At 44.6% G+C, this 23,843-nt stretch carries 24 protein-coding genes; 14 read left to right on the top strand and 10 right to left on the bottom strand.

What is annotated here, in order from left to right:
• Positions 1-58: 58 nt before the first annotated feature.
• Complete coding sequence (locus tag IEY18_RS13230; RefSeq protein WP_188921596.1) at positions 59-934, top strand: TraB/GumN family protein; 876 nt, start codon at positions 59-61, stop codon at positions 932-934.
• 32 nt (positions 935-966) lie between these two features.
• Here IEY18_RS13230 and IEY18_RS13225 read toward each other — a convergent pair whose 3' ends face one another.
• Positions 967-1,770, bottom strand: a complete 804-nt coding sequence (locus IEY18_RS13225; protein WP_188921594.1) for a methyltransferase domain-containing protein — start codon at positions 1,768-1,770, stop codon at positions 967-969.
• Positions 1,771-1,991: 221 nt separating this feature from the next.
• Between IEY18_RS13225 and IEY18_RS13220 the strand changes: the two genes are divergently transcribed.
• Complete coding sequence (locus IEY18_RS13220) at positions 1,992-2,825, top strand: MaoC family dehydratase (RefSeq protein ID WP_188921823.1); 834 nt, start codon at positions 1,992-1,994, stop codon at positions 2,823-2,825.
• Positions 2,826-3,049: 224 nt separating this feature from the next.
• A complete protein-coding gene (locus IEY18_RS13215; protein WP_188921592.1) occupies positions 3,050-4,762 on the top strand; it encodes a formate--tetrahydrofolate ligase in 1,713 nt (570 codons plus the stop codon).
• 140 nt (positions 4,763-4,902) lie between these two features.
• Here IEY18_RS13215 and IEY18_RS13210 read toward each other — a convergent pair whose 3' ends face one another.
• Entirely contained in the window at positions 4,903-6,573 is a 1,671-nt protein-coding gene (locus IEY18_RS13210) for a mechanosensitive ion channel family protein (RefSeq protein ID WP_188921590.1), read from the bottom strand.
• Positions 6,574-6,735: 162 nt separating this feature from the next.
• Here IEY18_RS13210 and IEY18_RS13205 point away from each other — a divergent pair, with 162 nt between their 5' ends.
• Positions 6,736-7,071, top strand: a complete 336-nt coding sequence (locus tag IEY18_RS13205) for a hypothetical protein (RefSeq protein WP_188921588.1) — start codon at positions 6,736-6,738, stop codon at positions 7,069-7,071.
• A gap of 37 nt (positions 7,072-7,108) precedes the next feature.
• Here the strand turns inward: IEY18_RS13205 and IEY18_RS17475 are convergent, their stop codons facing one another.
• Positions 7,109-7,234, bottom strand: coding sequence for a hypothetical protein (locus IEY18_RS17475; protein ID WP_268244251.1), 126 nt, complete (start codon positions 7,232-7,234; stop codon positions 7,109-7,111).
• A gap of 338 nt (positions 7,235-7,572) precedes the next feature.
• Here IEY18_RS17475 and IEY18_RS13200 point away from each other — a divergent pair, with 338 nt between their 5' ends.
• The 7 genes from IEY18_RS13200 to IEY18_RS13170 all read left to right on the top strand — a co-directional run bounded on the left by IEY18_RS13200 (position 7,573) and on the right by IEY18_RS13170 (position 13,402).
• The gene (locus IEY18_RS13200; protein WP_188921586.1) at positions 7,573-7,863 is read left to right on the top strand and encodes an ABC-type zinc uptake system zinc chaperone; all 291 of its coding nucleotides are present in this window, start codon (positions 7,573-7,575) and stop codon (positions 7,861-7,863) included.
• A gap of 268 nt (positions 7,864-8,131) precedes the next feature.
• Positions 8,132-9,358: a hypothetical protein gene (locus IEY18_RS13195; RefSeq protein WP_188921584.1), complete on the top strand. Its 1,227-nt coding sequence runs from the start codon at positions 8,132-8,134 to the stop codon at positions 9,356-9,358.
• Positions 9,342-10,250 (top strand): metal ABC transporter solute-binding protein, Zn/Mn family, encoded by a 909-nt coding sequence (locus IEY18_RS13190; protein WP_373290751.1) that lies wholly within the window; start codon positions 9,342-9,344, stop codon positions 10,248-10,250. The genes IEY18_RS13195 and IEY18_RS13190 overlap by 17 nt, the downstream gene beginning before the upstream one ends.
• A 4-nt stretch (positions 10,251-10,254) precedes the next feature.
• A complete protein-coding gene (locus tag IEY18_RS13185; RefSeq protein WP_188921820.1) occupies positions 10,255-11,046 on the top strand; it encodes a metal ABC transporter permease in 792 nt (263 codons plus the stop codon).
• 175 nt (positions 11,047-11,221) lie between these two features.
• Positions 11,222-11,965: a 1-acylglycerol-3-phosphate O-acyltransferase gene (locus IEY18_RS13180; RefSeq protein ID WP_188921818.1), complete on the top strand. Its 744-nt coding sequence runs from the start codon at positions 11,222-11,224 to the stop codon at positions 11,963-11,965.
• A 52-nt stretch (positions 11,966-12,017) separates the two neighbouring features.
• Positions 12,018-12,416, top strand: coding sequence for a ribonuclease E inhibitor RraB (gene rraB, locus IEY18_RS13175; RefSeq protein ID WP_188921580.1), 399 nt, complete (start codon positions 12,018-12,020; stop codon positions 12,414-12,416).
• Between the two features lie 242 nt (positions 12,417-12,658).
• Positions 12,659-13,402, top strand: a complete 744-nt coding sequence (locus IEY18_RS13170) for a ferredoxin--NADP reductase (protein WP_188921578.1) — start codon at positions 12,659-12,661, stop codon at positions 13,400-13,402.
• Between the two features lie 26 nt (positions 13,403-13,428).
• On the opposite strand, the gene IEY18_RS13165 is transcribed toward IEY18_RS13170, so the two are convergent.
• Complete coding sequence (locus IEY18_RS13165) at positions 13,429-13,860, bottom strand: hypothetical protein (RefSeq protein ID WP_229779880.1); 432 nt, start codon at positions 13,858-13,860, stop codon at positions 13,429-13,431.
• Between the two features lie 631 nt (positions 13,861-14,491).
• On the opposite strand from IEY18_RS13165, the gene ggt reads away from it, so the two are divergent.
• Together ggt and IEY18_RS13155 are read left to right on the top strand one after the other, a co-directional pair.
• A complete protein-coding gene (gene ggt / locus IEY18_RS13160; RefSeq protein ID WP_188921813.1) occupies positions 14,492-16,189 on the top strand; it encodes a gamma-glutamyltransferase in 1,698 nt (565 codons plus the stop codon).
• Positions 16,190-16,291: 102 nt separating this feature from the next.
• Positions 16,292-17,230, top strand: a complete 939-nt coding sequence (locus tag IEY18_RS13155; protein WP_229779878.1) for a Dyp-type peroxidase — start codon at positions 16,292-16,294, stop codon at positions 17,228-17,230.
• A 125-nt stretch (positions 17,231-17,355) separates the two neighbouring features.
• Here IEY18_RS13155 and argR read toward each other — a convergent pair whose 3' ends face one another.
• Positions 17,356-17,826 carry a transcriptional regulator ArgR gene (gene argR / locus IEY18_RS13150; protein ID WP_188921576.1) on the bottom strand — a complete coding sequence of 157 codons (471 nt, stop codon included), beginning with the start codon at positions 17,824-17,826 and terminating at the stop codon, positions 17,356-17,358.
• A gap of 314 nt (positions 17,827-18,140) precedes the next feature.
• Between argR and mdh the strand changes: the two genes are divergently transcribed.
• Positions 18,141-19,076 carry a malate dehydrogenase gene (gene mdh, locus IEY18_RS13145; protein ID WP_188921574.1) on the top strand — a complete coding sequence of 312 codons (936 nt, stop codon included), beginning with the start codon at positions 18,141-18,143 and terminating at the stop codon, positions 19,074-19,076.
• A gap of 104 nt (positions 19,077-19,180) precedes the next feature.
• Here mdh and IEY18_RS13140 read toward each other — a convergent pair whose 3' ends face one another.
• The 5 genes from IEY18_RS13140 to IEY18_RS13120 form a co-directional block, all read right to left on the bottom strand.
• A complete protein-coding gene (locus tag IEY18_RS13140) occupies positions 19,181-19,624 on the bottom strand; it encodes a hypothetical protein (RefSeq protein ID WP_188921572.1) in 444 nt (147 codons plus the stop codon).
• A 74-nt stretch (positions 19,625-19,698) separates the two neighbouring features.
• Positions 19,699-20,370, bottom strand: coding sequence for a TorD/DmsD family molecular chaperone (locus IEY18_RS13135; protein ID WP_229779876.1), 672 nt, complete (start codon positions 20,368-20,370; stop codon positions 19,699-19,701).
• Between the two features lie 96 nt (positions 20,371-20,466).
• Positions 20,467-21,102, bottom strand: coding sequence for a DMSO/selenate family reductase complex B subunit (locus IEY18_RS13130; protein ID WP_188921570.1), 636 nt, complete (start codon positions 21,100-21,102; stop codon positions 20,467-20,469).
• A gap of 12 nt (positions 21,103-21,114) precedes the next feature.
• Positions 21,115-23,553 carry a DMSO/selenate family reductase complex A subunit gene (locus IEY18_RS13125; protein ID WP_188921568.1) on the bottom strand — a complete coding sequence of 813 codons (2,439 nt, stop codon included), beginning with the start codon at positions 23,551-23,553 and terminating at the stop codon, positions 21,115-21,117.
• A 37-nt stretch (positions 23,554-23,590) separates the two neighbouring features.
• A partial coding sequence (locus IEY18_RS13120) for an MtrB/PioB family outer membrane beta-barrel protein (protein ID WP_188921566.1) occupies positions 23,591-23,843 on the bottom strand: 253 nt, incomplete at its 5' end.

The raw sequence follows: 23,843 nt of genomic DNA, 5'->3' as shown, positions 1-23,843 counted from the left end.
CAAACAGCGCTTAAGTGGACTCTGAATTCTCTGTATTAAGATCAAAGGATGGAATGCTATGAAAGTAAAACTCGTGTGGTGGCTAGGGCTGGTCTGTGCGTTTTTTTCAGTGCAACCTTGGGCGGCACCGCAGGATACGCCACCGTTTTACCAAGTTGAATATCAAGGTGAACGAGCTTATTTATTGGGGACGATTCATGTGGGAAAAGCTGATTTTTACCCGTTTGCGAATCAAATCGAAGCCTCGTTAAGGCATTCTAAATCTTTGGTGCTTGAAGCGGATGTGAGTGAAGTTAACGCATCTGCTTTACTCGGAGAATATGGCTTTACGCCACTGAAAATGGATCGCGTGACCGAGAAGGCCATGGCTAAATATTGTCAGCCTCGGATGCAGCTATGTACCGCTTTAAAGCCTTATTCGCCGTGGTTGCAAGCCGTTCAGTTAGAAATGATGCAGTTCTCAGCACTTGGGTATAAACCACAATGGGGAGTGGAGACAACACTAGTTTCACGGTTACAAGGTAAGCCTATTTATGAATTAGAAAGCATGGAGTTTCAATTTAAAATGCTCGCTTCATTTGATGAGGCAGTGCAGTGGTCTATGCTAAGAGACACGATTAAAGCGAAGGATGAAGAACTTGAAGACATGGTTACCGCCTGGCGTACGGGGGACCAAAATCGGATGCAAGCAATGCTAGAAGAGCAAATGGTTACGGATGAACAACAACGATTAACTGACCAACTTATTTTTAAGAGAAATGCAGGGATGGCTGAGCGAATTCAACAGCTCTTTAAAGCTCCGAAAACCGAACACCCCATGTTTATTGCCGTCGGAAGTTTGCATATGGTTGGCGATAAAAGCGTGCAAGCCTTTTTGCGCAAACAGGGCATGAAATTGACAGACTGTTGGCAAGCGCAATGTCAATTTCAATAGTCAATTAAACGGGGACTGATTTTTTCCTGCGGTTAAACCACCACTTTGTTTACCGACTGATACTGGCAAACAAAGTGGACATAGCGCCCTAACGAGATGTACGGCTCGCGTTGGGAGTATTTCAGTTCCATGTCTAACAGCTTTGCGAATTCGAAGTTAGCTGGCTGGTGCGTTTTCAAATAGTCATTCACCACTCGCACGCCAGATTGGCAAAGTATTTCCATTTTCCATTCAGTAATCCATTCTTTAACGTCATCAATATAAAGAGGATGGGTGGGTGTTAAGCCTATTTTCTTTTTGACTTTTAACCCTGCGGCAACGTAATCAAAGTTACCTGATACGAGATTATGAAAACGCATTGCCTCTTTGTTATAGAACATCAGTGATAGTAGGCCATCTGGCTTCAGTAGTTGATTTAACTGACCTAAAGTTGATTTTGCGTCTATTAACCACTCCGCGACAGCATGGCAGAGGATGAGGTCAAATTGTCCGAGATCTTTGCTCGATAAATCTTGGATAGCACAATGGATGAGTTGCATATCTAGTGCGGGTGTCGAGTCATTAATTTGTTGCTGAGCTAAGGCAAGCATTTGCTCTGAGATATCACATAAAACAACCTGATGACCTTGTGCTGCAAGCTGTTGGCTGAGATATCCAAAGCCGCCGCCGGCATCGAGGATCCTTAGCTTTTTGTCACCGATTTTGTTTAAAAATAGATTTAAGTCGCGCTGGAGGACCGCAGCTCTGATTTGGCCTTTTGGAGTGCCGTAAATATTCTTAGCAAATTTTTCAGAGAGTTTGTCGAAATTGGTATCTTTGAGTTGATTTTGAGGCACGGTGATTTCTTTAGCTTGGGGTTGTTGCGCCGTTGGCGGCTCTCGTTGGCTGCTATTATGGCATGGATTCTAATGTGCGGCACGAACGTCGTTCAGCTTTTGTTTATCAATCTCACTAAGCTTTGCGGTATACTCTGTCGCTCAAAGGAAAAGTAGTTTTAAATGTTTAACGAGGGAGAGCTGTACCGTTGGATATGCAACATCAGATTGAGCTAAAGGCAATGCCTTCTTTATTATCGCTCTATCGAAAAATCATATTTGCTCGTAAACCAGGATGGGATGAGCAACCCTTGCCGAGTATCCAAATCAAAGCTGCAAATATTCAAGTCTCGCCATCTAAGGTTCGCCATTATGCGGAGGTTTGTGGATTCACTTTTGATGAAGCGCTGCTGCCACCAACGTATTTGTATGTGATGGTATTTCGTTTGCACGCAGCAATATTCACCGATGGGCTGATTACCTTCCCACTGCTGGGTATGATCCATTTGAAGAATAAAATTACCCAGTATCGACCAGTTCAAATTCATGAGGCTTTATCCTTCTCTTGTGCGTTAACCGAAAGCCGGAAGACGGATATTGGTTTAGAGGTTGATTTAGTGTCACAAGTCAAGGTTGGTGATGAACTCGTGTGGGAGTCAACGTCTGTTTACCTTTATCGTATGGAGTCTAAAACGCGACGTACTCGACCGCCAAAAGGTGAAGGTTTATCTTTTCTTGCGCCGCAATTCTGGCAATTAGACGAAGGGCTCGGAAGACGATATGCAAAAGCATCAGGCGACTATAACTTAATCCACTTGCATCCGTTTCTTTCAAAGAGATTTGGTTTTGAGCGAGTACTTGCTCATGGCATGTGGTCAAAGGCACGCTGTGTCGCCGCACTCATGCCAGAAGCTGAATTGCGTCCGTTTACGATTGATGTTTCGTTTAAGTTACCGTTATTTATGCCAAATACAGTAACGTTTGACACTGAGACTAATGGCGATCATGTATTGTTTGAATTACGAGACCAAAAGGGGAGGCGCCCTCATTTAACTGGCTCTTTGCAATATTTATAGTTGGCTAAAACCGCTTGTTGACGGCACCTCAGGGTGCCGTTCTTATATGCAAACAACGACTTCTAATTTTGAACAATATCAGTGAAATTTGACGTAGATTCAATAAAGGTGAATTAGCAGCCAGTTCTGTTTGAGCTTATGCAGTGGGATCGACTAATATGCGCGCCATAAATAGATGATTTTGTGCTTTACTGGCCATAACGGCAGTAAAAGGAGCTTCGATTTTGCTAAGTGACATTGAAATATCTCGTCAGTGTGAGTTGCAACCTATTGAAAATATTGCAACTAAATTAGGCTTAATGAAAGATGAGTTTGATTCTTTTGGAGAGACCAAAGCTAAAGTTAAGCTATCTTCGCAACGAAGACTAAAAAACCATGCCGACGGCAAACTTGTCATTGTAACCGCGGTGACACCAACCCCCTATGGTGAGGGAAAGACGGTTACGACCATTGGTTTAACTCAAGGGCTTGATGCTTTAGGCAAAAAAACATGTTGCTGTATTCGTCAACCCAGTATGGGACCCATATTTGGTGTCAAAGGCGGTGCTGCAGGTGGTGGTTATGCCCAAGTTGCGCCGATGGAAGTGCTAAACCTTCATCTAACTGGCGATATCCACGCCATTAGCAGTGCGCATAATTTAGCCGCTGCGGCGCTCGATGCGCGTTTACATCATGAATCTCGTTTGGGTGCGCAGGCGTTTACAAATCAATCGGGGCTTGAGCCGCTCAATATTAATACGGATCGAATATTTTGGCGTCGTGTTGTTGATCATAATGATCGTAGCTTACGTCAAATCGAGGTTGGTCTAGGTCAGCCGAATGGTCCAGAGCATGCCTCTGGATTTGATATTACCGCGTCTTCAGAGTTAATGGCGATTCTGGCACTGAGTCGAAGCGTAGAAGATATGCGTGTTCGTGTCGGTCGAGTTGTGTTAGCTGAAAGCCGAGATGGAGAGCTGATTACAGCAGAAAAGCTTGGTGTTGCTGGCGCGATGGCCGCAATCATGCTTGATGCGATGGCACCAACCTTAATGCAAACTTTATCTGGTGCGCCTTGTTTAATTCATGCCGGCCCATTTGCCAATATTGCGCATGGAAATTCTTCAATTATTGCTGATGATATCGCGTTGAAACTCGCCGATGTTGTTGTCACTGAAGCTGGCTTTGGCAGTGATATGGGTTTTGAAAAGTTTTGCAATATCAAGGTACATCAATCTGGTAAATCACCTGATGCCGCAGTTCTAGTTACCACTTTAAAGGCGCTAAAATCGCACGCGAGCGATCAAGACAATAGCGATGTTACTGAACCCAAACAAACGAGGCTTGAGGCAGGTTTCGCAAACTTAGAGTGGCATATCAATAATGTGAGTCAATATGGCGTACCTGTTGTGGTGACAATCAACCGCTTTGAACATGATTGTCCAAAAGAACTGGCGTGGCTGTTACAAAAAGTGAGAGCGTCAAAAGCTTTTGGTTGTGAAATCAGTGATGCTTTCAGCCAAGGCGCTGAAGGAGCCAAGGCGCTTGCTGATACAGTGCTAGCGGCTTGTGAACAGCCACAGCATTTTAAATTTTTGTATGATCATGGTTTACCTTTGCGAGAAAAGTTACTAACCCTTGCAGAAGTCGGCCTAGGGGCAGCGGGAATTGAGTTGAGTGCAATGGCGACGCAGCAACTAGAGAAGTTGCAAGCGGAGGGCTTTGGTCATTTGAGTATTTGTCTTGCAAAAACACCGATGTCGATTAGCCATGACCCGACTTTAAAAGGTGTCCCCAACCCGTTTGTTATCGCAGTGGAAAAGTTCACGTTGAATGCTGGCGCAGGGTTTATCACAGCTCATGCGGGTAAAGTGATGACGATGCCAGGTCTTGGATTGAAACCAGCTTATCTGAATATTGATATCGACAACCAAGGGAACATTGTTGGGTTAGCTTAAAATAGTGGTGAAAGAAAAACAATTTTCTGCACTTGCTCATGTCCTTTACTGTTGATTTGCTAGCCGAAAAACAGAATGACTCTCGAGTTGAACCAACCATAAAAAAAGCCCCGTTTGGGGCTTTTTTATGGTCTCTAGGTTTAATCTGAGACTGGATTGTCGTTGTGCTGGTATACATGTACGTCGCGCTGTGGGAATGGAATACTAATTCCTTCAGCGTCAAAGCGCATTTTCACTTCGCGAGTAATATCCCAGTAAACATCCCAGTAATCGCCAGGTTTTACCCATGGCCGAACAATGAAATCAACAGAGGATGAATTCAGCGTATGCAACTTGATTGTGGGCGCCGGTGAATTCAAAATGCTTGGATGCTGATTGATAATGTCATGTAGCACGCGTTCAGCGTGCTCAATATCATCGCCATACCCAATGCCAAATACCATGTCGACGCGGCGCTGATGCTCCACCGTAATATTGTTAATTGTGTCACCCCAAATTTTATTATTTGGAATGATAAGTCGCTGGTTATCTAAGGTTTTTATGGTGGTTGAAACCAAACTCATATTACCCACGCGCCCTGTTACACCTGCAGCAGTGATCAAATCTCCTACATCGTAGGGACGATAAATCAAAATCATCATGCCTGAGGCAAAATTAGACAGCGTATCTTGCAGTGCAAAACCAATGATCACACCCGCGATACCAAAACCTGCGAGTAGTGGGCCAAGCTCAAAGCCGAGCTGGGATAATGCGATAAGCAAGGCGACTGTAAATACAGCTTTGCTTGAAAGTGAAACAAAGAAGTCTTGCAAGAGTTTACTGAATTTCAGTTTCGAATTGCCGACAGCTTTGCGTACGAGTTTCTTCGTCATGTTGCCGATAAGATGTCCCAAAAACAGGATGACGACGAAAATAAATAGTTTGAAAATAAGCTTAGGGCCATTATCAAAAGCCTGATGCTTTGCCGCTGCCAGCCAACGACCAATAAGGTTTGAGGCCACATCAACATTGAGAACGTCTTGGGTTATCGCGCCAGAGATGCTAAACAAAGTCTGCTTAATCTCTGCCGTTTCGAGGCCGACCTGATCCATTAACTGGGCGACAATATCTAGGCTTTGGCTCAGTTGGCTCAAACGGTTTTTAAAGGTCAGCATGGCTGTAGTTTGCTCTGCTGACACATTTGCCCCAGCGTCCTTTACCGTGGCAGACGCTTGTTTTAGTTTCAACTGAGTGAAAGAAACTTGGCTTTTCAGAGAGTCACCATACAGCTGAATTTCACGGACGAAAGCGGCTTTGCGTTTGCTGACGTCTATGTTCAACTGTTCGGCCCAGTTCAACGTTTCAAGTTGAGCTTGAAAATATTGAACGATTTCATATTCGCGGCGAACGATATCGAGCATGAGCTGATTGTCATTATCCGAGCCTAATTTGGATTTAATCCGCTTTACGTCTTGTGCTAAATAGTTACCGATATCACCGACAAATTCGATTTGCTGCTGGATGATTGGTGTGAGAAAAGTCTTATTTTGATCAGGTTGCTCCATTAACTTCGTAATGTGAGCTCTCAATGCGATGGCTTTGTTATTAATTCTAAATTCGGTAAAGCCTTTGAGTTCGCCTTGCGCTGATTCGATTCTTTGTAGATCTCGAGAGATGGCAGACTGCAAATCGCGCATATCCTGCAGTACTTCAGCGGCGATGGGTTCGGCAGCTTCTGTGGTGGCTGGTGTCGACTCGGGCGCGTTGGCAAAAACACTGGAAGAGAGGATCCAGCAGAATATCGCGAAAAAAAGTTTTATCGTATGGGGCATTCTAAACGTCCTGTTTTACAACTGGTACGACATCATATCTATAAAAATTTAAAGAGAATAGTGACAGTTCCTAATGATGGGATCTGTGAAAGGTTTGCTTTTAGGTCGCCAATTGATACGAGTCTCTGCTAGACTTGCCATCCCATTTTTGGAGGATGTTGTGTGAATTGTTCCCACTGCTATCGATCGATTTCGATTAATTCGATTGCTCATCAACGCGGCAAAGGTTTAGCGACAGAGGTTCAGTGCCCGCATTGCGATGCATGGATTGGGCGAAGCCCACGTTTAGCCAGATTTAAGTTACTCGGCTTTTATACAACGGCCATCGCGCTTGGGGCTATATTCTTATTGCCAGAATATAAAACGGTTGCCATTGCCGTGGCTATATTTGCTGCGATTTTACTGATGGTGAGTCATTTTATGGATCAAATGAAAACCATTGAGGCGCCGCCGCAAGTGGAAGAAGATGTTGAAGCGCATCGTCGTAAATACCGCTAATTGTTCGAGGATTGCAAACAGGGTTTAAGTCACTTGGTTAATTGATGACTTGAACCTGATTTGCTAGTGATGTTTCGACATAATAAATACCGCCGAGGATCAGCCCACCTAAAAGCAGCATCGCGATAATAATTCCAAGGTTATTTTTTAGAAAAGTGAGCATAGTAAGCTTCCTTTTAAATTGTATTTCGTCTTAAATTGCTTTCGCCACACCAGTAATCTAATTCACTGATATCTATTGTTTATCCATATACTTTTTCACGCGACTTTGTCTCTTGTCAGATTTTCGTCATCTCTTTCGTTTATCATTTACGCTGTCGTAAAGATATTTGATCATCAAACTAATTACATTAGCTTAATGTAAACTTAAATTGGGTTGGTGATTCGCTGTGTACATATTTCGAGACAAGTTGTACTGCGTTAAGTCTTGCATCTGGTTTTTATCCTGACATACACTAGCGCCCAAATTGAATTAATCTTTATTTGCATTGAGGAATTTCCGTGGTAACTAGGCAGGTAACTCGACAAATACTCGCATTGTGGCTATCTGCCATTTTGCTAGTGGTGTCGTTTGCGAGTGCTGGTCATACCCACAAACACCTCGATGATGGTTCAACGACTGAATGTACGCTGTGTTATCAGCAACATCAGTTTAATAAAAGCCTTCCTAGTAGTGGGATTGCAGCTCCCGTTCAGCTGCAATCGTTCGTCCCCTATTTGCAAAAACATAATCACTTTTTGCAACTTACCACGACTTATTATAGTAGTCGTGCACCTCCACAAACAGCGTAAAAATCAATTTAACTGACTGACTCATAGATTGGTTTGCTCTTACGTGCTTTGGCGTGAATGTCACTGAATCACCAGTGCAGCACAACGGCATAGAACAATCACCTCATACAAGCATAACGAGGTGACTTGTTCTTGATAAGTTGGCGTCTCAGCCCCAAGCCTTTAATCCAACTCTTTTACGATTGCTTTCTATTTCTAATGGTTTGGGTAAGAGCAAGTTTTAGCAAGTGGTATTTGCCGCTTGCTCACGACTGTTTTTGGAGAAAAAATGAAACGTTTTACATTGAAGCCACTCGCCATTCTTATTCCATTATTTGGCTTTTCAGCTTATGCCGACGACTCTAATACGCTATCAAACCCTGCCATCAGCCTAGTTTTAGATGGTTACTATCAAACCGCAGAAAGGCCGCTTGCAGAACGCGAAGAAGGTTTGGGCCTTGGCCATACCGAACTCGCATTAAGTGCGGTGATTGACGACAATTTCTATGGTAAGCTCACCACTGTTTTAGAAGTTCATGAAGGTGAAACTGAATTAGGCCTAGAAGAAGCATTTATTCAAACACTGTCCATGCCTGCCGGTTTTTCTGTGAGAGCTGGTCGCTTTTTATCTGACGTGGGTTACTTAAATAACCAACATATACACACTGATGCTTTCGTCGAGCGTCCAGCCGTTTACCGTGCTTTTCTTGGTAGCCACTATTTTGATGACGGCTTACGTTTAAACTATGTTGCGCCAACCGATCTTTATTGGACGATGGGTGTTGAAGCATTCTCTGGTGAATCGTTGCGTGCTGAAGATGAGCATGGTGAGCGTGAATATGAAGAAGTTGGTGTGTATAGCTTGCATACCAAATTTGGTGGCGATATTGGTACTGAAGCGTCTTGGCAAGTTGGTCTTGCTTGGTTACGTAATGAAAACGGTCGTCTGACTGCTCATGAAGAGGAGGAGGGTGATGACCACGATGAACATGAAGAAGACGCTCATGAAGAACACGACCATAGCCACAGTGCTGCATACACAGGTGAGAACACCTATATTGCAGACTTTGTGTATAAATGGGCCCCAGACGGCAACTATAAGTATCAACATTTAACGGTCAGCGGTGAGTTTTTCCGTGTGAATGACTTTATGGCACATCATGAGGAAGAGCATCATGAAGAGCCGGGTATGGAAGAAGATCATGACCATGAAGGTCATGTGAATGACTATCATCAAGGTTGGTATGTGAGCAGCGTTTATCAATTTAGCCCGGCTTGGTCTGCCGGCGTACGCTATGGCCAAGTTGATACTCTCATGGCGCATGAAGAACACTTTGATGAGCAAGAGCTAAAAGAGACTGAATTTACACTGGCTTGGCATCCAAGCCACTTTTCAAGTGTTCGTTTGCAGTATGTACATCAAGATGGCCTAAACTTTGATGGTATCGAAGATGATAATATTGTCACATTGCAATATGTAACAACTCTGGGGGCTCATGGTGCGCATCAATTCTAAAATTATGGTTAGCATGATGGCTTTTGTGGCCTTGATGCAACCCACGTTAGTATTTGCTGAGCTCAATATTTTTGCATGTGAACCGGAATATGCGGCACTAGCTCAAGAACTTGCTCCAAATGCTAATATTTATTCGGCCACAACCGCACAGCAAGATCCGCATATGGTGCAAGCCAGGCCAAGCCTGATTGCTAAAATGCGTCGCGCTGATTTAGTGGTGTGCGCTGGTGCAGAGCTAGAGGTTGGTTGGCTACCAATGCTGCAAATGAAATCGGCTAATGCCAAGGTTCGCTCGACCGACAAAGGCTTATTTTATGCAGCGGATCATATCGAAACTTTAGATAAGCTTGAAAATGTTGATCGCAGTATGGGAGATGTGCATGCTGCGGGTAACCCTCATATTCACTTTTCGCCAACCAAGCTGCTTGGTGTCGCCAATGCGCTGAGTGAGAAGTTGATAACCGTCAACCCAGAATCAGCCGCGGCATATCGACAGGCTTTTGCCAATTTTGAACAACGTTGGCTTGCAGCAATCCCCGAATGGGAAGCCTTGGCTGCAGATTTGAAGGGCAAGCGTGTTATTGCTTATCACTCTAGTTTTCGGTATCTATTTGACTGGTTGGGAATGGAGCAAGTCGCCGATCTCGAACCGAAGCCCGGTTTACCGCCGAGCAGTGGTCATTTAGCTAAACTGCTATCTCGGTCTAACCAAGGTGATATTTATGCGGTGGTTGTGGCTTCGTACCAAGATGAAAGAGGGGCGCGATGGTTAGCTGAGCGAGCAGATTTGCCGGTCCTAGTTTTGCCGATGTCTGTGGGTGGAAATGAGCAGAGCTCAGACCTATTTGGCTTATATCAAAGCGTCATCGATTTGCTAAAAGCAGCAAGGTAAAGTCATCATGAACTTTGAGTTATTCAGCATCCTGTTGCCTGCGTTCGTCGCAGGCCTGTTGGTTCTGTCGACCCACGTTGTTTTGGGGCGGCAGGTGCTGAAACGAGGCATTATCTTTATCGATTTAGCGATCGCGCAAATTGCAGCATTAGGCGCAATTGCCGCTCGCTTAAATCATGATATTGAATCCATTCCCTATTCATCATTATGGATGCCGGCACTATTTGCGCTACTTGGCGCAGGAGTAATTGCGTGGCTGGCTAAACATATGGCTGATGAGTTAGAGGCTATGATTGGCTGTTTTTACGTATTAGCTGCTGTGAGTGCGATGCTATTGCTTGCCAACGATCCCCATGGGGCAGAGTTAATGAAGCAGCTGATGTCTGGGCAGATCCTTTGGGTGAATTGGAGTCAATTGTATCTACCTGCCACGCTTTATGGGTTAGTGCTTGCGCTAGTTTTCTTTAAGCCTGATGTGCTTGAAGGCGGTGCTTTTTACCTGCTGTTTGCTATGGTCATTACGCTCTCGGTCGAATTGGTTGGGGTTTACCTGGTATTTAGTACCTTAATATTGCCTGCGCTTGCTGTCAGTCCTTTAGCGAATAACAAGGCATTACTGTGGGCGTATAGCGTCGGGATTGTCGGGTATATCATTGGCTTATATTGCTCGGCGAACTGGGATCTGCCAAGTGGTGCTGCAATCGTCGCCGCACTCGCTTTGGTGAGTTTAGGATTTCGCTTGAGTTGGTCCTTGTATAGAAATCGCATAACGGAAGCTAAAATCAGTAAGGCTTAATCGACGTTCTCGATTGTGCTTGTGATGTGCGTCTGGGTCTAGTATCTGTCGTGTTAATTTGAGCGTACAGGTGCTAGCCAAGACGTCTATGTGTTGTCTCAATCTCAACAACAAAAGATTGAGTCAGGTATATATGCTAGCTATACTGTCGCCAAATGCCTTACTGGAGTTGGTTTTGCTGTTAGTTGTCAGGTCCGTCCTACTTGTTATCTTGTTAATGCTTGCGTTTGTATTCGGTGGGTTAGTTTGTTTAATTCGTCCGATGCATCGAGATAACGTACATATGTTCGCTAAAATGTTCTCTGCAGTTGTTCCGATCCTCGGCCTGAAAGTCATTGTTCGTCGTTCTGACGAAATCAAAGACGAGCCCTGTATTTACCTTGCAAACCACCAGAACAATTATGACGTATTTACTCATACCGCAGCGGTTCCGAAGGGGACCGTTAGCCTAGGGAAAAAAAGCTTGGCGTGGATGCCATTGTTTGGCCAAATTTACTGGTTGTCTGGCAATATTCTTATCGATCGTAATAACCGTAGCCGAGCATTTGATACGATGGCAAACACGGTGAAAAAGATTAAAGAGAAGTGCCTTTCCATTTGGATTTTCCCTGAAGGAACCCGATCCCGTGGTCGCGGGCTTTTACCTTTTAAAGCTGGTGCTTTCCATACTGCAATCAATGCAGGCGTACCTATGGTGCCAGTATTGGCATCAAACCAGAGCGAAATTAACCTAAATCGTTGGAACAATGGTGTGGTGATTATTGAAATGATGGCGCCGTTCCCAACTGAAGGTTTGACAAGGGGAAATGCTAAAGAGCTTTCTGCTAAAATTCACGCAACTATGTCAGAAAAGTTAGAAGCATTAAATCAAGAAGCAGCAGCCCTTGCGGGAAAGTCGGTTGCTTCTAACAATGCGTAAATGGGCTTACCTTCATTGAAAGAAAAAAATTTAGAGTATTTGGAGACAATTCATGTCGAATAAAACTTTGCTGCAAGAGCAGCTAGAAGAAAACCGCGATATCGTAAACGCTCTACTTGAAGACGGCTCCGATCCAGATGTGGACTATACGATTGAGCATCACTTTTCTTGTAGCAACTTTGATCGCCTAGAAAAAGCTGCTGTTGAAGCTTTTAAACTTGGTTTTGAGGTGAATGATGCCGAAGAGATGGAGTTAGAAAACGGTCAAATCATTTTTTGCTTTGATGCGGTTGCGACCCATAAGCTTGATCTTGAGTTATTGGATAAAGCAGCGGAGCAAATGATACAGCTCGCGACGAAGCAAAAGGTCGATTACGACGGCTGGGGCACGTATTTCATGGGTGATGAAGAGTTTGAGGAAGATGATGAGCAGCCGGAAGCGCTTCACTGATCCCCATACAATGCAGATGAGCTAAGTAATGCTCACCCCAAAACGCTTTAAATCCCTGAACATATATTCAGGGATTTTTTGTTTTTAAGAGCCCAGTTTTTGAAATCAGGTGGTAATTGATGGGGTGGTCTGAGTTATTTCTTACCCGTAAATACGAATAAAACAAGTAATAATAAAAGGGTTTTTGTTTCAAAGGATTGGGTCTATGCTAAAGCCATAGCTGTTTAATTGATGAGGTCGTTATGTGGGTGACTGGTAAAGTAATCGAACGCATAGATTGGAACGATAAATTGTTTAGTTTGAAAATAGCTGCAGATGTCGCCCCCTTTATCGCAGGACAATTTATTAAGCTGAGCCAAGTGCGAGATGACAAGCGGGTCGCCCGAGCATACTCGCTGGTCAATGGTCCTGATACAGACTACGTCGAAATTCTCGCTGTCGCAGTCGAAGACGGGATGCTTTCTCCTGATTTACAAGCTTTAAAACCTGGTGACGAAATTGAAGTGAGCCAAAAAGCAACTGGCTTCATGACGTTAGATGAGATCCCCGAGCAAGATAATAAACATATGTGGTTTTTAGCCACAGGTACAGCTGTTGGGCCATTTATCTCAATGATGCAAACATCTGCCTTGTGGCAGCGATTTGAAAAAGTGGTTTTGGTGTATGGCGTTCGATACATAGAGGATTTGGCCTATTTAGAGCTGCTGAAAGACTTTAAGCTGCGCTACCCAGAGCAATTTCAATTGGTTACCTGTGTGACTCGTGAAGAAAATTCGACAGGATTGAATTGCCGGATCCCCGATGGAATTGATTCAGGTGAAATTTCTAAATATGCGGGGCTAGAAATTAATGCCGAACAATCTCAAGTGATGATCTGTGGCAATCCAGGGATGATTCAGGACTCAGTGGCGGCGCTACGACAAATTGGGTTAGAGAAAAACCTTCGTCGCGCACCGGGGCAAATTACCGTCGAAAAATACTGGTAAATAAAACCACTTTGACGCTTACATGTTTAGTGAGCAGCTTGTAAATCCGTTGAGCGGCGCCCTCTAGTCATTAACCTTCGATTTTGCTCTCCAAAAGCGCCATAAAGGTCATGGGTTAAGCCGTAATCGAGCCGTCGGTCGACCCCTGGCTCTCGGCGATCCGCATGGTGAATATATTTACATTGGCAATGTGCTTGGTTACACCCGCCCAATGGAATTTTTGGAGCCTCTTCAGATAAAAAGCGCTTTCCTTTCACTTTTTCTGCGTGACGGCAATGATGGCCGCTACTATCGATACTGACACTATGGTAGCGACTATTCTTGCTAAAGACATGGTGTCCATGGCTCGATGTTCGCTTCATTGATTTCTTATAGTGCTTCGGGTGTGTTTGCCATATTCGGTGCTTGAACAAGAACAATAATATGGCGACTAAAGTCACTCCAATGAGTATATCCATGAAAATTATCTCCTCGTTTAGCGGTGTAACCGTTACCTAAGCAAACCACCTTAGCAAAGCCTATTCGGGATTGAGTCAGTCGATTGGTTCATATTTAGGCAGTTCAAAGCACCATGGCTTATGACGGTGCGATATTTTATGCGGCTCTGCGTGGCTCGATTGCTATCTATTAGTTTAGCGGTTGTCGGCATAATTTCCGGTTAATTTTGTTTTAAAGAGGCGCTCAGACGCTTAGCTAGTGCAGACTTTTGTGTAAAGTGGTGTTTAATTATATGTTTATCAACAGGTCGGACTTTTCGCTGAAAATACCCGTGAGGTTTGCAAAACGCGACTTTTGTCCTATTAGTCTTCGGTTCAACATGCGTTGTTACAGGTCTTTTGTAGGCAAAGGTCTGGTGCACTCTTTAAAATGAGCAAAGGTTCACTCATCACATATCGCGCCATTTGAAAACAGTTCAGCATATTGGTCTGCATGTTGGCTTATTTTCGCTCGAGAGGTGTGCTAGTGTCGAAGCAGCCGAGGTGTTTGATATCACTAAGATTAGAATAATAAAGCGCTAGGATAATAAGAATGCTAAATAGAATGATGAACTTCACAGGGCAAAGTTTGCGCTGTCGTCACTTACTTTCGATGAAGAAGTGCTTGATGGTAGCTGTTTTGACATGCACTTTTAGCCAAGGAGCAGCAGCAATGGATAGAATAACCGGTAAAGCGTTTGCGACGCGCTCTGAGGTATACGCGACCCAAGGCATGGCCGCGACGAGTCAGCCTCTCGCAACTCAAGCTGCTTTAGATATTCTGAAGCAAGGTGGTAGTGCAGTGGATGCTGCGATTGCTGCCAATGCAGTGCTTGGGCTGACAGAGCCAACAGGGTCAGGCATAGGGGGAGATTTATTTGCAATTGTATGGAGTGCGAAAGATAAAAAACTCTACGGTTTAAATGCATCTGGTCGTAGCCCGAAGTCGCTTACTGTAGAAAAGGTACAAGCATTAGGTCTTGACTATTTCCCTCCTTATGGCCCCTTACCTGTCTCTGTTCCCGGCGCGGTAGATGGCTGGTTTGAATTACATAAAAAATTCGGTCAAGTCTCAATGGCCGACAACCTAGCACCTGCAATTCACTATGCTAAAAACGGCTTCCCTGTTTCAGAACTTATCGCTTATTACCTTGAGCGCAGTGCTAGCCGACTTAGTCCGTATCCTGGTTTTAAAGAAACTTTTATGCCCGACGGACATATGCCAAAGACGGGGGAGATTTTTAAAAATCCTGCGTTAGCCAATACTTATGATTTGCTTGCAAAACAAGGGCGCGATGCCTTTTATAAAGGTGAAATTGCACAAAGTATCGCCCGTTATATGAAAGCACAAGGTGGATATTTAACGTATGAAGATTTGGCGACACATACTAGCGAATGGGTCGAGCCGGTATCAGCCAATTATCGTGGATATGATGTGTGGGAGTTACCACCCAATGGTCAGGGAATTGCTGCGTTACAGATCTTAAAAACACTGGAGCCATTCGATTTACGCTCAATGGGTTTTGACAGTGCAGAATATGTACATCATTTTGTAGAAGCCAAAAAACTCGCTTTTGCTGATCGAGCGAAGTTTTATGCGGATATGGCATTTAATCAAATCCCAGTGGCTGAGCTTATTTCCGAGCAATATAATTATCAAAGGGCTCAATCGATCGATGCCAAACGTGCGGCAAAAAGTGTAGATGCCGGAAATCCCGCACTTGGGCATGGGGATACGGTGTATCTCACCACGGCGGACGAAGCTGGCAATATGGTGTCCCTCATACAAAGTAATTATCGTGGTATGGGATCTGGAATGACACCGCCAGATTTGGGTTTTGTTCTTCAGGATCGTGGTCAGTTATTTGATTTGAAACCTGGACGATTTAACTCCTATGCGCCAGGAAAACGCCCATTTCATACCATTATTCCTGCATTTGTGACCAAGGATGGTCAGCCTTGGCTGAGCTTTGGAGTGATGGGGGGCGCAACACAACCACAAATGCATGCGCAAATTATGATTAATCTCATTGATTTTGGTATGAACCTGCAGGAAGCGGGAGATGCACCTAGAATTCTACATAGTGGTTCTTCTCAACCTACAGGAGAAGTCATGAGCGATGGTGGCTACGTTAGTCTTGAATCCGGTTTCAGTATGGAGACTCGCCGAGAATTAGTTAAAAAAGGTCATGTTATGCGCGACGCGCTTGGTGCGTTTGGTGGCTATCAAGCCATTGGACAGGACCCAGAAACCAAGGTCTACCGTGGTGCATCCGAGAGCCGAAAAGACGGTCAAGCGGCGGGCTACTAAATTTAACTGTGGAAATGACTTAAATATGTGCACTAGTTAAAATCATTTGCTGTTAAAGTTATCGATAATAATGCCGTAAATGAATATGTTAGAGGTCCAAAAATGGATAAAACGATTATGCCACGAGAACAGTTAGGAATATGTGCCGAAGGAAACCTGCATAGCATCTATTTGATGTTCAATGCCATCGACGGCGTGGAAGCGCAGCTTCGTCCCTGTTTAGGCAATGTCGCTCAGTATATCTATGAATTGACGGACCTCTATGCAGATAGTGCATTTAATGGTTTTGTCGCTGTCGGGGCTAATGGTTGGGATAGTTTGTATGCCGACGTACGTCCAGCTCTGTTACAACCCTTTCCGGCGCTCGCTGAAGCGAACCGAGATGCACCAGCGCTTGAGTATGATTTGTTTATCCATTTGCGCTGTGACCGATATGATATTTTGCACCTTGTCGCCAACGAAGTTTGCCAAATGTTAGAAGGCTTGGTTGAGTTGCAAGATGAAGAGCGTGGTTTCCGTTTCATGGATAATCGGGATTTAACCGGTTTCGTTGATGGAACCGAGAATCCCAAAGGGCGTAATCGTCAGCAGGTCGCGTTAGTGGGTGACGATGATGAAGCATTTCGAGGTGGTAGCTATGTTCATGTACAAAAATTTGCTCACAACTTGAGTAAATGGCACCGCTTACCGGTGAAAAGCCAAGAAGATATTATTGGTCGGACAAAGCAAGATAACATTGAATATGCGTCTGCTGATAAGCCACTCACAAGCCATATTAAACGGGTGAACTTGAAGGACGAACAAGGTCAGTCGATGGAAATATTGCGTCAAAGTATGCCTTACGGCTCCGTAAAAGAGCAGGGGTTGATGTTTGTGTCAACGTGTCATACGCCAGTCAATTTTACCAAAATGTTGGAAAGTATGGTGAAAGGTGATGGTCATGGTCATCATGACCACCTAATGGATTATACCCGCGCTTTAACAGGGTCTTCCTTCTTTGCGCCATCGCTAGATTTCATGTTGAAGTTTCAAGACGAATAATAGCGGTAATTACTATATGCAGCGTTAGCTTTTACTAAGCATTGCACTGGCAAAAGTGAATTTTTGCACTAAAAAAGCCCCTGAAGAAAGGGGCTTTTTATTTGGAGTAAAATAAACCAGGTCTGTTATTCCGCGTAGTTAAATAAAGATTTTACCGTTTCCAAAGTATCTTCGATATTTTGTATGCTTGAAGGACAAATGAAGATCGTATCGTCACCAGCAATAGTGCCTAAAATCCCTTCTGGCTTGCCTATTGAGTCGAGAAGCCTTGCGATAAGCTGCGCTGCACCAGGGCTGGTACGAACGACAATCATCGATTGGTTCTGATCGACATCTAATACTAGATTTTTAAGTGGGCTACCAGCTGTAGGCACCCCTAGCTCTGCTGGCAAGCAATAAACCATCTCTTGCTTTGCATTGCGTGTGCGCACGGCTCCAAATTTACTGAGCATGCGAGAGACTTTAGACTGGTTTATGTTGCTAAACCCTTCAGTTTGCAATGCGGTCACGATTTCGCTTTGTGACCCAAATCTCTCTTCCTTTAGAATGGCCTTAAAGGTCTTGACTAGCTCGTCTTGATTTTTAGTTGTTGGCATAGTTATTCAGTTTTTTCTTATTCATGAAATCCACCCCATTCTGAATATTTCGGGTCAAAAAGTCAACGAAATCCGTTTTTATGTGCATAAAAATGCATTTAACGCATTTGTCACTAATTGTTTACAAATTGCTGTTATTTCGACGTGATTTCGGGCTAAATAGGGGGTTGTTGGCCGCTTTTTTAACAATAATTCAATTTATTCGCTTACGAGACTAAGGGATAATTGAATTTATCGTGATGATAAAGTAATGTTGCGCCACAAGGAATTAGATCTGCATCACAAAAATACCCAGAGAAATGACGGAGATAACTATGAAAGTTGCTGTACTTGGTGCTGCTGGTGGTATCGGCCAAGCTCTTGCCCTACTGTTAAAAACTCAATTGCCTGCGGGTTCAAAGCTGTCTCTTTATGACATCGCGCCAGTGACTCCCGGCGTCGCTGTTGATTTAAGCCACATCCCGACAGCGGTTGATGTAAAGGGCTTCGCTGGTGAAGATCCGACGCCTGCGCTAGAAGGCGCGGATGTTGTTTTAATTTCAGCTGGTGTTGCGCGTAAACCCGGTATGGATCGCTCTGATCTATTCAATATCAATGCTGGCATTGTTAGAAACCTGATTGAAAAAGTTGCCTCGACGTGCCCCAAAGCTTTAGTGGGTATTATTACCAACCCAGTCAATACTACGGTAGCGATTGCCGCTGAAGTATTGAAAAAAGCCGGGGTATACGACAAAAACCGTTTATTCGGTGTCACAACGCTTGATGTGATTCGGTCTGAAACCTTTATTGCAGAAGCGAAAGGGGTCGATGTTGAGCAAGTGAAAATTAATGTGATTGGTGGTCACAGTGGTGTCACCATCTTACCTCTACTTTCTCAAGTCGAAGGTGTGAGTTTCAGTGATGAAGAAGTCGCAAACTTAACAACCCGCATTCAAAATGCGGGGACTGAAGTTGTTGAAGCAAAAGCGGGTGGCGGAAGTGCAACCCTATCCATGGGACAAGCGGCTTGTCGTTTCGGTATGTCATTGGTGAAAGGCCTTCAAGGTGAGTCGGGTGTGATTGAATGCGCTTATGTTGATGGCGGTAGTGAGCACGCTGAATTCTTCGCTCAACCGGTCTTACTAGGCAAGAACGGCGTTGAAGAAGTGCTGGCATACGGTGATGTCAGCGAGTTTGAAGCGAACGCTCGAGATGCCATGCTAGATACTTTAAAAGGCGATATTAAGTTAGGTGTAGAATTTGTTGGCTAAATAAATTTACATCTTAAATGAGAAAAAGCGGAGTCCATGGGCTCCGCTTTTTTGATCTTTCGCCGGAAAAGAAAGAGGTTATTTGCACAGTGCAATCTGCTTGATTATCGACCCATATTTCTTGATTGCTGGCGTCGCTGTTTTTGCAACTGAGCTAGCTGTTGGCACAAGTTTCTAATTTGAATTTGCACTTGCTCAAGTTCAGGAGATTGCTGGGCTATTTCATCTTTAGCAGCGTAAATGTCTGTGATTTGCACAATTAAATGTTCAGCTTGGCTGAGCTCATTCTGTTCGGCTTGTTTAACAACAAGAAGCCGAAAACAATCAAAAAGAATCGTGAGCATGACGGCATCGGTGAGCTGTGCTTGTTGGTATTCACTATCTAATTCACAGTAGGCCATTGCAGCGATTAGGTTTGAAACTGTCGTGATGCTGGTCGCACCGATAAACAGTGAGTTAACTTCTGTTTGCAGTTTTAACGTTTGGGCAATTTTTTCTGCAAAAGCAGATTTATTCCATTGCTGCCCAACGGCTTTCACAAAGCTCATATATTCTCTTTCTATTCCGCTCGTTCTGTTGCTATTGGGCCAAAACTTTCAGAGTTTTGATGTTGCGTCGCTAGTTATCGAAATAACTGCTTTGTTAATGGAACCACATTCAAAACTTTGCTGATTTCATCAAGATAGTTTTGAGTGAGTATGGCTATCCCTTTGTAGAAATCAGTTTGCGCGTATTCATACATAAATTCAAGACAGCGGCCGGACCAAGGTAGTAGGTGTTGTTGTAACAATAGTATGGCGTTTTGGCGTAATGCTTCGCTGTTATCTTGTTGCAATTGCGCAAAAATTTGATCAAGTACAGCAAAATATAACCCAAGATGGTCAACTGGTTGGTTAGAGTCCAATTCAAATGTGACTTGGCGATCTTGATAAAATTGCATGAGTGCTTGAGTCGATTCACCATTGAGCAGTTGGCGTTCGCTCAGGTACACCGAGCCCCAAGGTGCCGCTTTAGGCTCGCCTGGCCCATAAAAAAGTTGCGCATAATCTAATTTCAATGACAGCAATTGCTCAGGAGCCCATGCTTCTAGATATCGCTGAACTCTGTCTTTTGCTTCTTGTTCTGATTTGGTACCAGAAAAATCTGGCCAACTGCTAATAACATCATGCTGGATAAAGCCATTAATTAGCGACTCGTTTGGGTCAAAGAAAAGTACGTTGTGAAGAATACAAGCCAAGCCTTGATACTCTTCTAACTGATTTTTATCGAGCGCTGCCTTCATTGATGATGTCATCGTCACACTACCTATTTTGCTTTCGAGATTCGTTGATTCAAAAAAAAGGCGCCTCATCCTCAAGATGATAAGGCGCCATCCTAGGCTATGGTTAGTTTATACTTCTGCCCAGTTTAATACCATGCCATCACTATCACCGCTTGGACGCGCATGACGGTTTGGTTTCACCAAAAGGTTTGGTGAGGTGATGCTGCTGACCGGCAATGGGGCAATATTTGGTGCAACAGCGTCTGGGTATTTTGCTTGCAACTCGTCCATGGTGCCAAAATCAATGGCGCGCATAGGGCATGATTCCACACAGCTTGGCTTCATGCCTTCAGCGAGACGCTCAAAGCAACCATCACATTTGGTCATCACCTTACGAGCGCTATCGATTTGTGGCGCATCATAAGGGCATGCACGTGCACAGCTCTCGCAACCTATACACAGTTCACTGGCGATATGGACTAAGCCATCTTCTTTGCGCTTATGCATTGCTCCCGTCGGACAAGCTTTGACGCAAACAGGCTCATTACAATGGTTACATCCAATAGATTTATAATAGGCAAATACATCTTGATTGATGCTGCCATCGCCATTTTCAGTCCACTGACCACCACCGTATTCATAGACACGGCGCCAATTCACACCAACAGGTAGATCTTTGCGATCTTTGCAGGCAATTTGACAGGTTTTACAGCCAGTACATTTGCTTGCGTCGACATAAAAGCCGTATTGAACATTATTACTCATGATTAACTCCTATCAGGCTTTTGTGATTTGGACACGGTTTGTGTGCTGACCATTACCTTTAGATAATGGGGTTGGTCGTTGCGAAGTTACGGTATTGAGGTTGCCGCCTTTATCAATGTTTCCTTCAAAGCGAACCCATGCGCCTTGACCAAGCGCAGTAACGCCGACCATGATTCTTGGGGTTACTTTTACGGGCACTTCGAGTTCGCCTCGATCGTTAAATATCCGGACTAGATCGCCCGTTTGTAACCCGCGCTGTTGGGCGTCAATAGGGTTCATCCATACGGCGTCTTGAACTGCTTCACGCAGCCAAGGTACGTTATGGTAGCTAGAGTGAGCACGGCCTTTGGTGTGGTAGCCAGTGAGCTGCAGCGGGTAATCATCTTTGGTCGCAGCATCTTCATAACCATCCCAAGTGGGCACGTACTTAGGCAGCGCAGAAATCACATCGCCATCCGCAAGATCCCATTTTTGAGACAGTTCAGCTAAACGTTCAGAGTAGATTTCTATTTTGCCAGAAGGTGTAGGTAGTGGGTTTGCAACTGGATCGTTACGGAAATCTTCGTGAACAATATAGCTACCGTTTGGCAAATACTTACGGTACACACCTTGTGTCAACATGACTTCTTTTTCTGGCAAATCAGGTTGTGCGGCTTTGGCTGATGCGTAGAACTCGTTGAGCCAATCTTCGCGGGTTTTTCCTTCTGTAAATTCAGCTTCGACACCCATGCGTTTCGCGAGATCCACACATACATCATAAATAGGGCGGCTTTCAAACATCGGCTCAACGCCGGTGCTCATTTGTACGAGGGTGGCGGTATCACCCGCGGCATAGCTTTGGTTGACTAAATCCTCGGTTTCTAACCAAGAAACATCGGGTAACACGATGTCTGCGTACTCAGCACTTGGTGTCATCCAGTTATCAACGACGAGGATAAACTCACATTTAGACTCATCGGAAAGGATTTCAGTAGTACGATTGGTATCAGAGTGCTGGTTAACCAGTGCGTTGCCCGCATAGTTAATAATTGCTTTAACGTTATGGCCAAGCTTCCCGTCTCCATTTGCGTCCAATTGGTCTTCAGGAAGAATGACACCGTCTTTAAGAACCGACATATTTTCGCCATCTTCAATGGCTTGGGTCCAGGTGAAGAAAGAGATCTTCTTACCGACAGGGTTTGAGCCTGTGGGCATTTTGGGGGCTGAGAACGACGAGCCAGAACATAAACCACCACCATTGGTTCCAGGTAAGCCGATTTGACCCAATAAGATAGGCAGCATATAGCCAGCACGGGTGTTGTTTTCACCAGCGGCTTGACGGCAGAGTGATGCCGCAATTTGAACAAATGGCGCGCTTGCATTGGCTAGTTGTTCAGCAACATCAATGATGACGTTCTCTTCAATACCTGTGATCGCTGCGGCCCATGCTGGTGTTTTTGCATTGGTCCCTGGTGTCATATCACCAGCGGTTGGATTATCAAGAATGTATGATTTGTAACTCTCACTGTAATCCACACCCGCTGGCATGGTGTTTTCATCATAGCCGACACAATAGTCGTTGAGGAACTCTTGGTTTACGCGGTTATTGGTGATGAGCTCGTAGGCGATAGCCTCAATGAGTGCTGCATCTGTGCCTGGGCGGATTGCAAGCCACTGATCTTCTTTACCCACTGCTGAGTCGGTATATCGAGGGTCGACCAGAATGGTTTTGAAGTTATTTTGCTGCTTTAGCATCAAGAAGTCATAAGCTTCGCCTGAGCCACTCATGCGGATCTCTGATGGGTTGTAGCCAATCATCAACACCAAATCAGAGTTTTTCATCTCTGACATCGAGCTGCCTTTCCAGCCTGGGCGTGCAGAACCATAGGTATATGTTGCAGCTTTATAGAGTTGTGCCCATGAGTAATCACCGTAGGTGTTTAGATAGCCACCTTTCAGGTTCATCAAACGGTATAGACACTGTTTACCAGAGAAGTGGTAAGCGGCACCTGAGTTGTAGGTAAATAGGATGGACTCATTCCCATACTGATCAATCGTGTTTTGTAGCTTATCCGCCACAATATCAAGCGCTTCATCCCAGCTAATACGCTCAAATTGACCGCTACCACGGGGGCCGACACGTTTCATCGGGTATTTTAGACGATCGGGAGCATACACTCGTTTACGCAGCGCACGGCCACGTAAACATGCGCGGACGTTATGATCGCCATATTCATCTTCAATGGTGAAGTCTGATTCCACTCGCGTGATCACACCATCTTTAGAGTAAACTTTGACCGGGCAGTTTGAGCCACAGTTGACCAAACAGGCGGACCAATTGAGTTTTTCATCACTCCCAACCGGAGGGGTTGGCGGCACGACTTCAACATCGCTTGAGCTTGAGTTACAGCCTGACACTGTCGCTGCGCAGCCCATTGCTGCACTCATTTTTAAGAAACTTCTGCGTTCCATTCTCATATCCTCTTGCAGTTATGGTTAGCCCAGCGCGTTAGCGCAGCTGGTAGCTAAACGACAACATCACTTGGTGCGCGTTATAGTTGTGGTTCAAGTCGCCAAGGGTGGTTAGCCCTGAAATCGCATTCACATCGACCTGCGCATAGTCGGTGTCGTAATAGCGTTCATACTGGTAGGCCAGTTTCATCGCCATCTGCTGACTGAATTGGTAGTTGGCATAAACATCAACACTGTGGCTATAGCTGTAGTAATCGCCTTGCTCTGTGGTGATGTCATAGCTGACAAAG

The organism is Shewanella gelidii (genome assembly GCF_014647855.1).
GTDB lineage: Bacteria > Pseudomonadota > Gammaproteobacteria > Enterobacterales > Shewanellaceae > Shewanella > Shewanella gelidii.
The sequence above is the reverse complement of the archived record's forward strand: the minus strand, read 5'-3'. Positions and strand labels throughout refer to the sequence as shown.

What these genes read in the sequence shown, in the direction of transcription:
- IEY18_RS13230 (WP_188921596.1), top strand. Translation starts at nt 59, where the DNA reads ATGAAAGTAAAACTCGTGTGGTGGCTAGGGCTGGTCTGTGCGTTTTTT.
- IEY18_RS13220 (WP_188921823.1), top strand. Translation starts at nt 1,992, where the DNA reads ATGCCTTCTTTATTATCGCTCTATCGAAAAATCATATTTGCTCGTAAA.
- IEY18_RS13210 (WP_188921590.1), bottom strand. Translation starts at nt 6,573, where the DNA reads ATGCCCCATACGATAAAACTTTTTTTCGCGATATTCTGCTGGATCCTC.
- IEY18_RS17475 (WP_268244251.1), bottom strand. Translation starts at nt 7,234, where the DNA reads ATGCTCACTTTTCTAAAAAATAACCTTGGAATTATTATCGCGATGCTG.
- IEY18_RS13195 (WP_188921584.1), top strand. Translation starts at nt 8,132, where the DNA reads ATGAAACGTTTTACATTGAAGCCACTCGCCATTCTTATTCCATTATTT.
- rraB (WP_188921580.1), top strand. Translation starts at nt 12,018, where the DNA reads ATGTCGAATAAAACTTTGCTGCAAGAGCAGCTAGAAGAAAACCGCGAT.
- IEY18_RS13170 (WP_188921578.1), top strand. Translation starts at nt 12,659, where the DNA reads ATGTGGGTGACTGGTAAAGTAATCGAACGCATAGATTGGAACGATAAA.
- IEY18_RS13165 (WP_229779880.1), bottom strand. Translation starts at nt 13,860, where the DNA reads ATGGATATACTCATTGGAGTGACTTTAGTCGCCATATTATTGTTCTTG.
- ggt (WP_188921813.1), top strand. Translation starts at nt 14,492, where the DNA reads ATGAAGAAGTGCTTGATGGTAGCTGTTTTGACATGCACTTTTAGCCAA.
- IEY18_RS13155 (WP_229779878.1), top strand. Translation starts at nt 16,292, where the DNA reads ATGGATAAAACGATTATGCCACGAGAACAGTTAGGAATATGTGCCGAA.
- argR (WP_188921576.1), bottom strand. Translation starts at nt 17,826, where the DNA reads ATGCCAACAACTAAAAATCAAGACGAGCTAGTCAAGACCTTTAAGGCC.
- mdh (WP_188921574.1), top strand. Translation starts at nt 18,141, where the DNA reads ATGAAAGTTGCTGTACTTGGTGCTGCTGGTGGTATCGGCCAAGCTCTT.
- IEY18_RS13140 (WP_188921572.1), bottom strand. Translation starts at nt 19,624, where the DNA reads ATGAGCTTTGTGAAAGCCGTTGGGCAGCAATGGAATAAATCTGCTTTT.
- IEY18_RS13135 (WP_229779876.1), bottom strand. Translation starts at nt 20,370, where the DNA reads ATGACATCATCAATGAAGGCAGCGCTCGATAAAAATCAGTTAGAAGAG.
- IEY18_RS13130 (WP_188921570.1), bottom strand. Translation starts at nt 21,102, where the DNA reads ATGAGTAATAATGTTCAATACGGCTTTTATGTCGACGCAAGCAAATGT.
- IEY18_RS13125 (WP_188921568.1), bottom strand. Translation starts at nt 23,553, where the DNA reads ATGGAACGCAGAAGTTTCTTAAAAATGAGTGCAGCAATGGGCTGCGCA.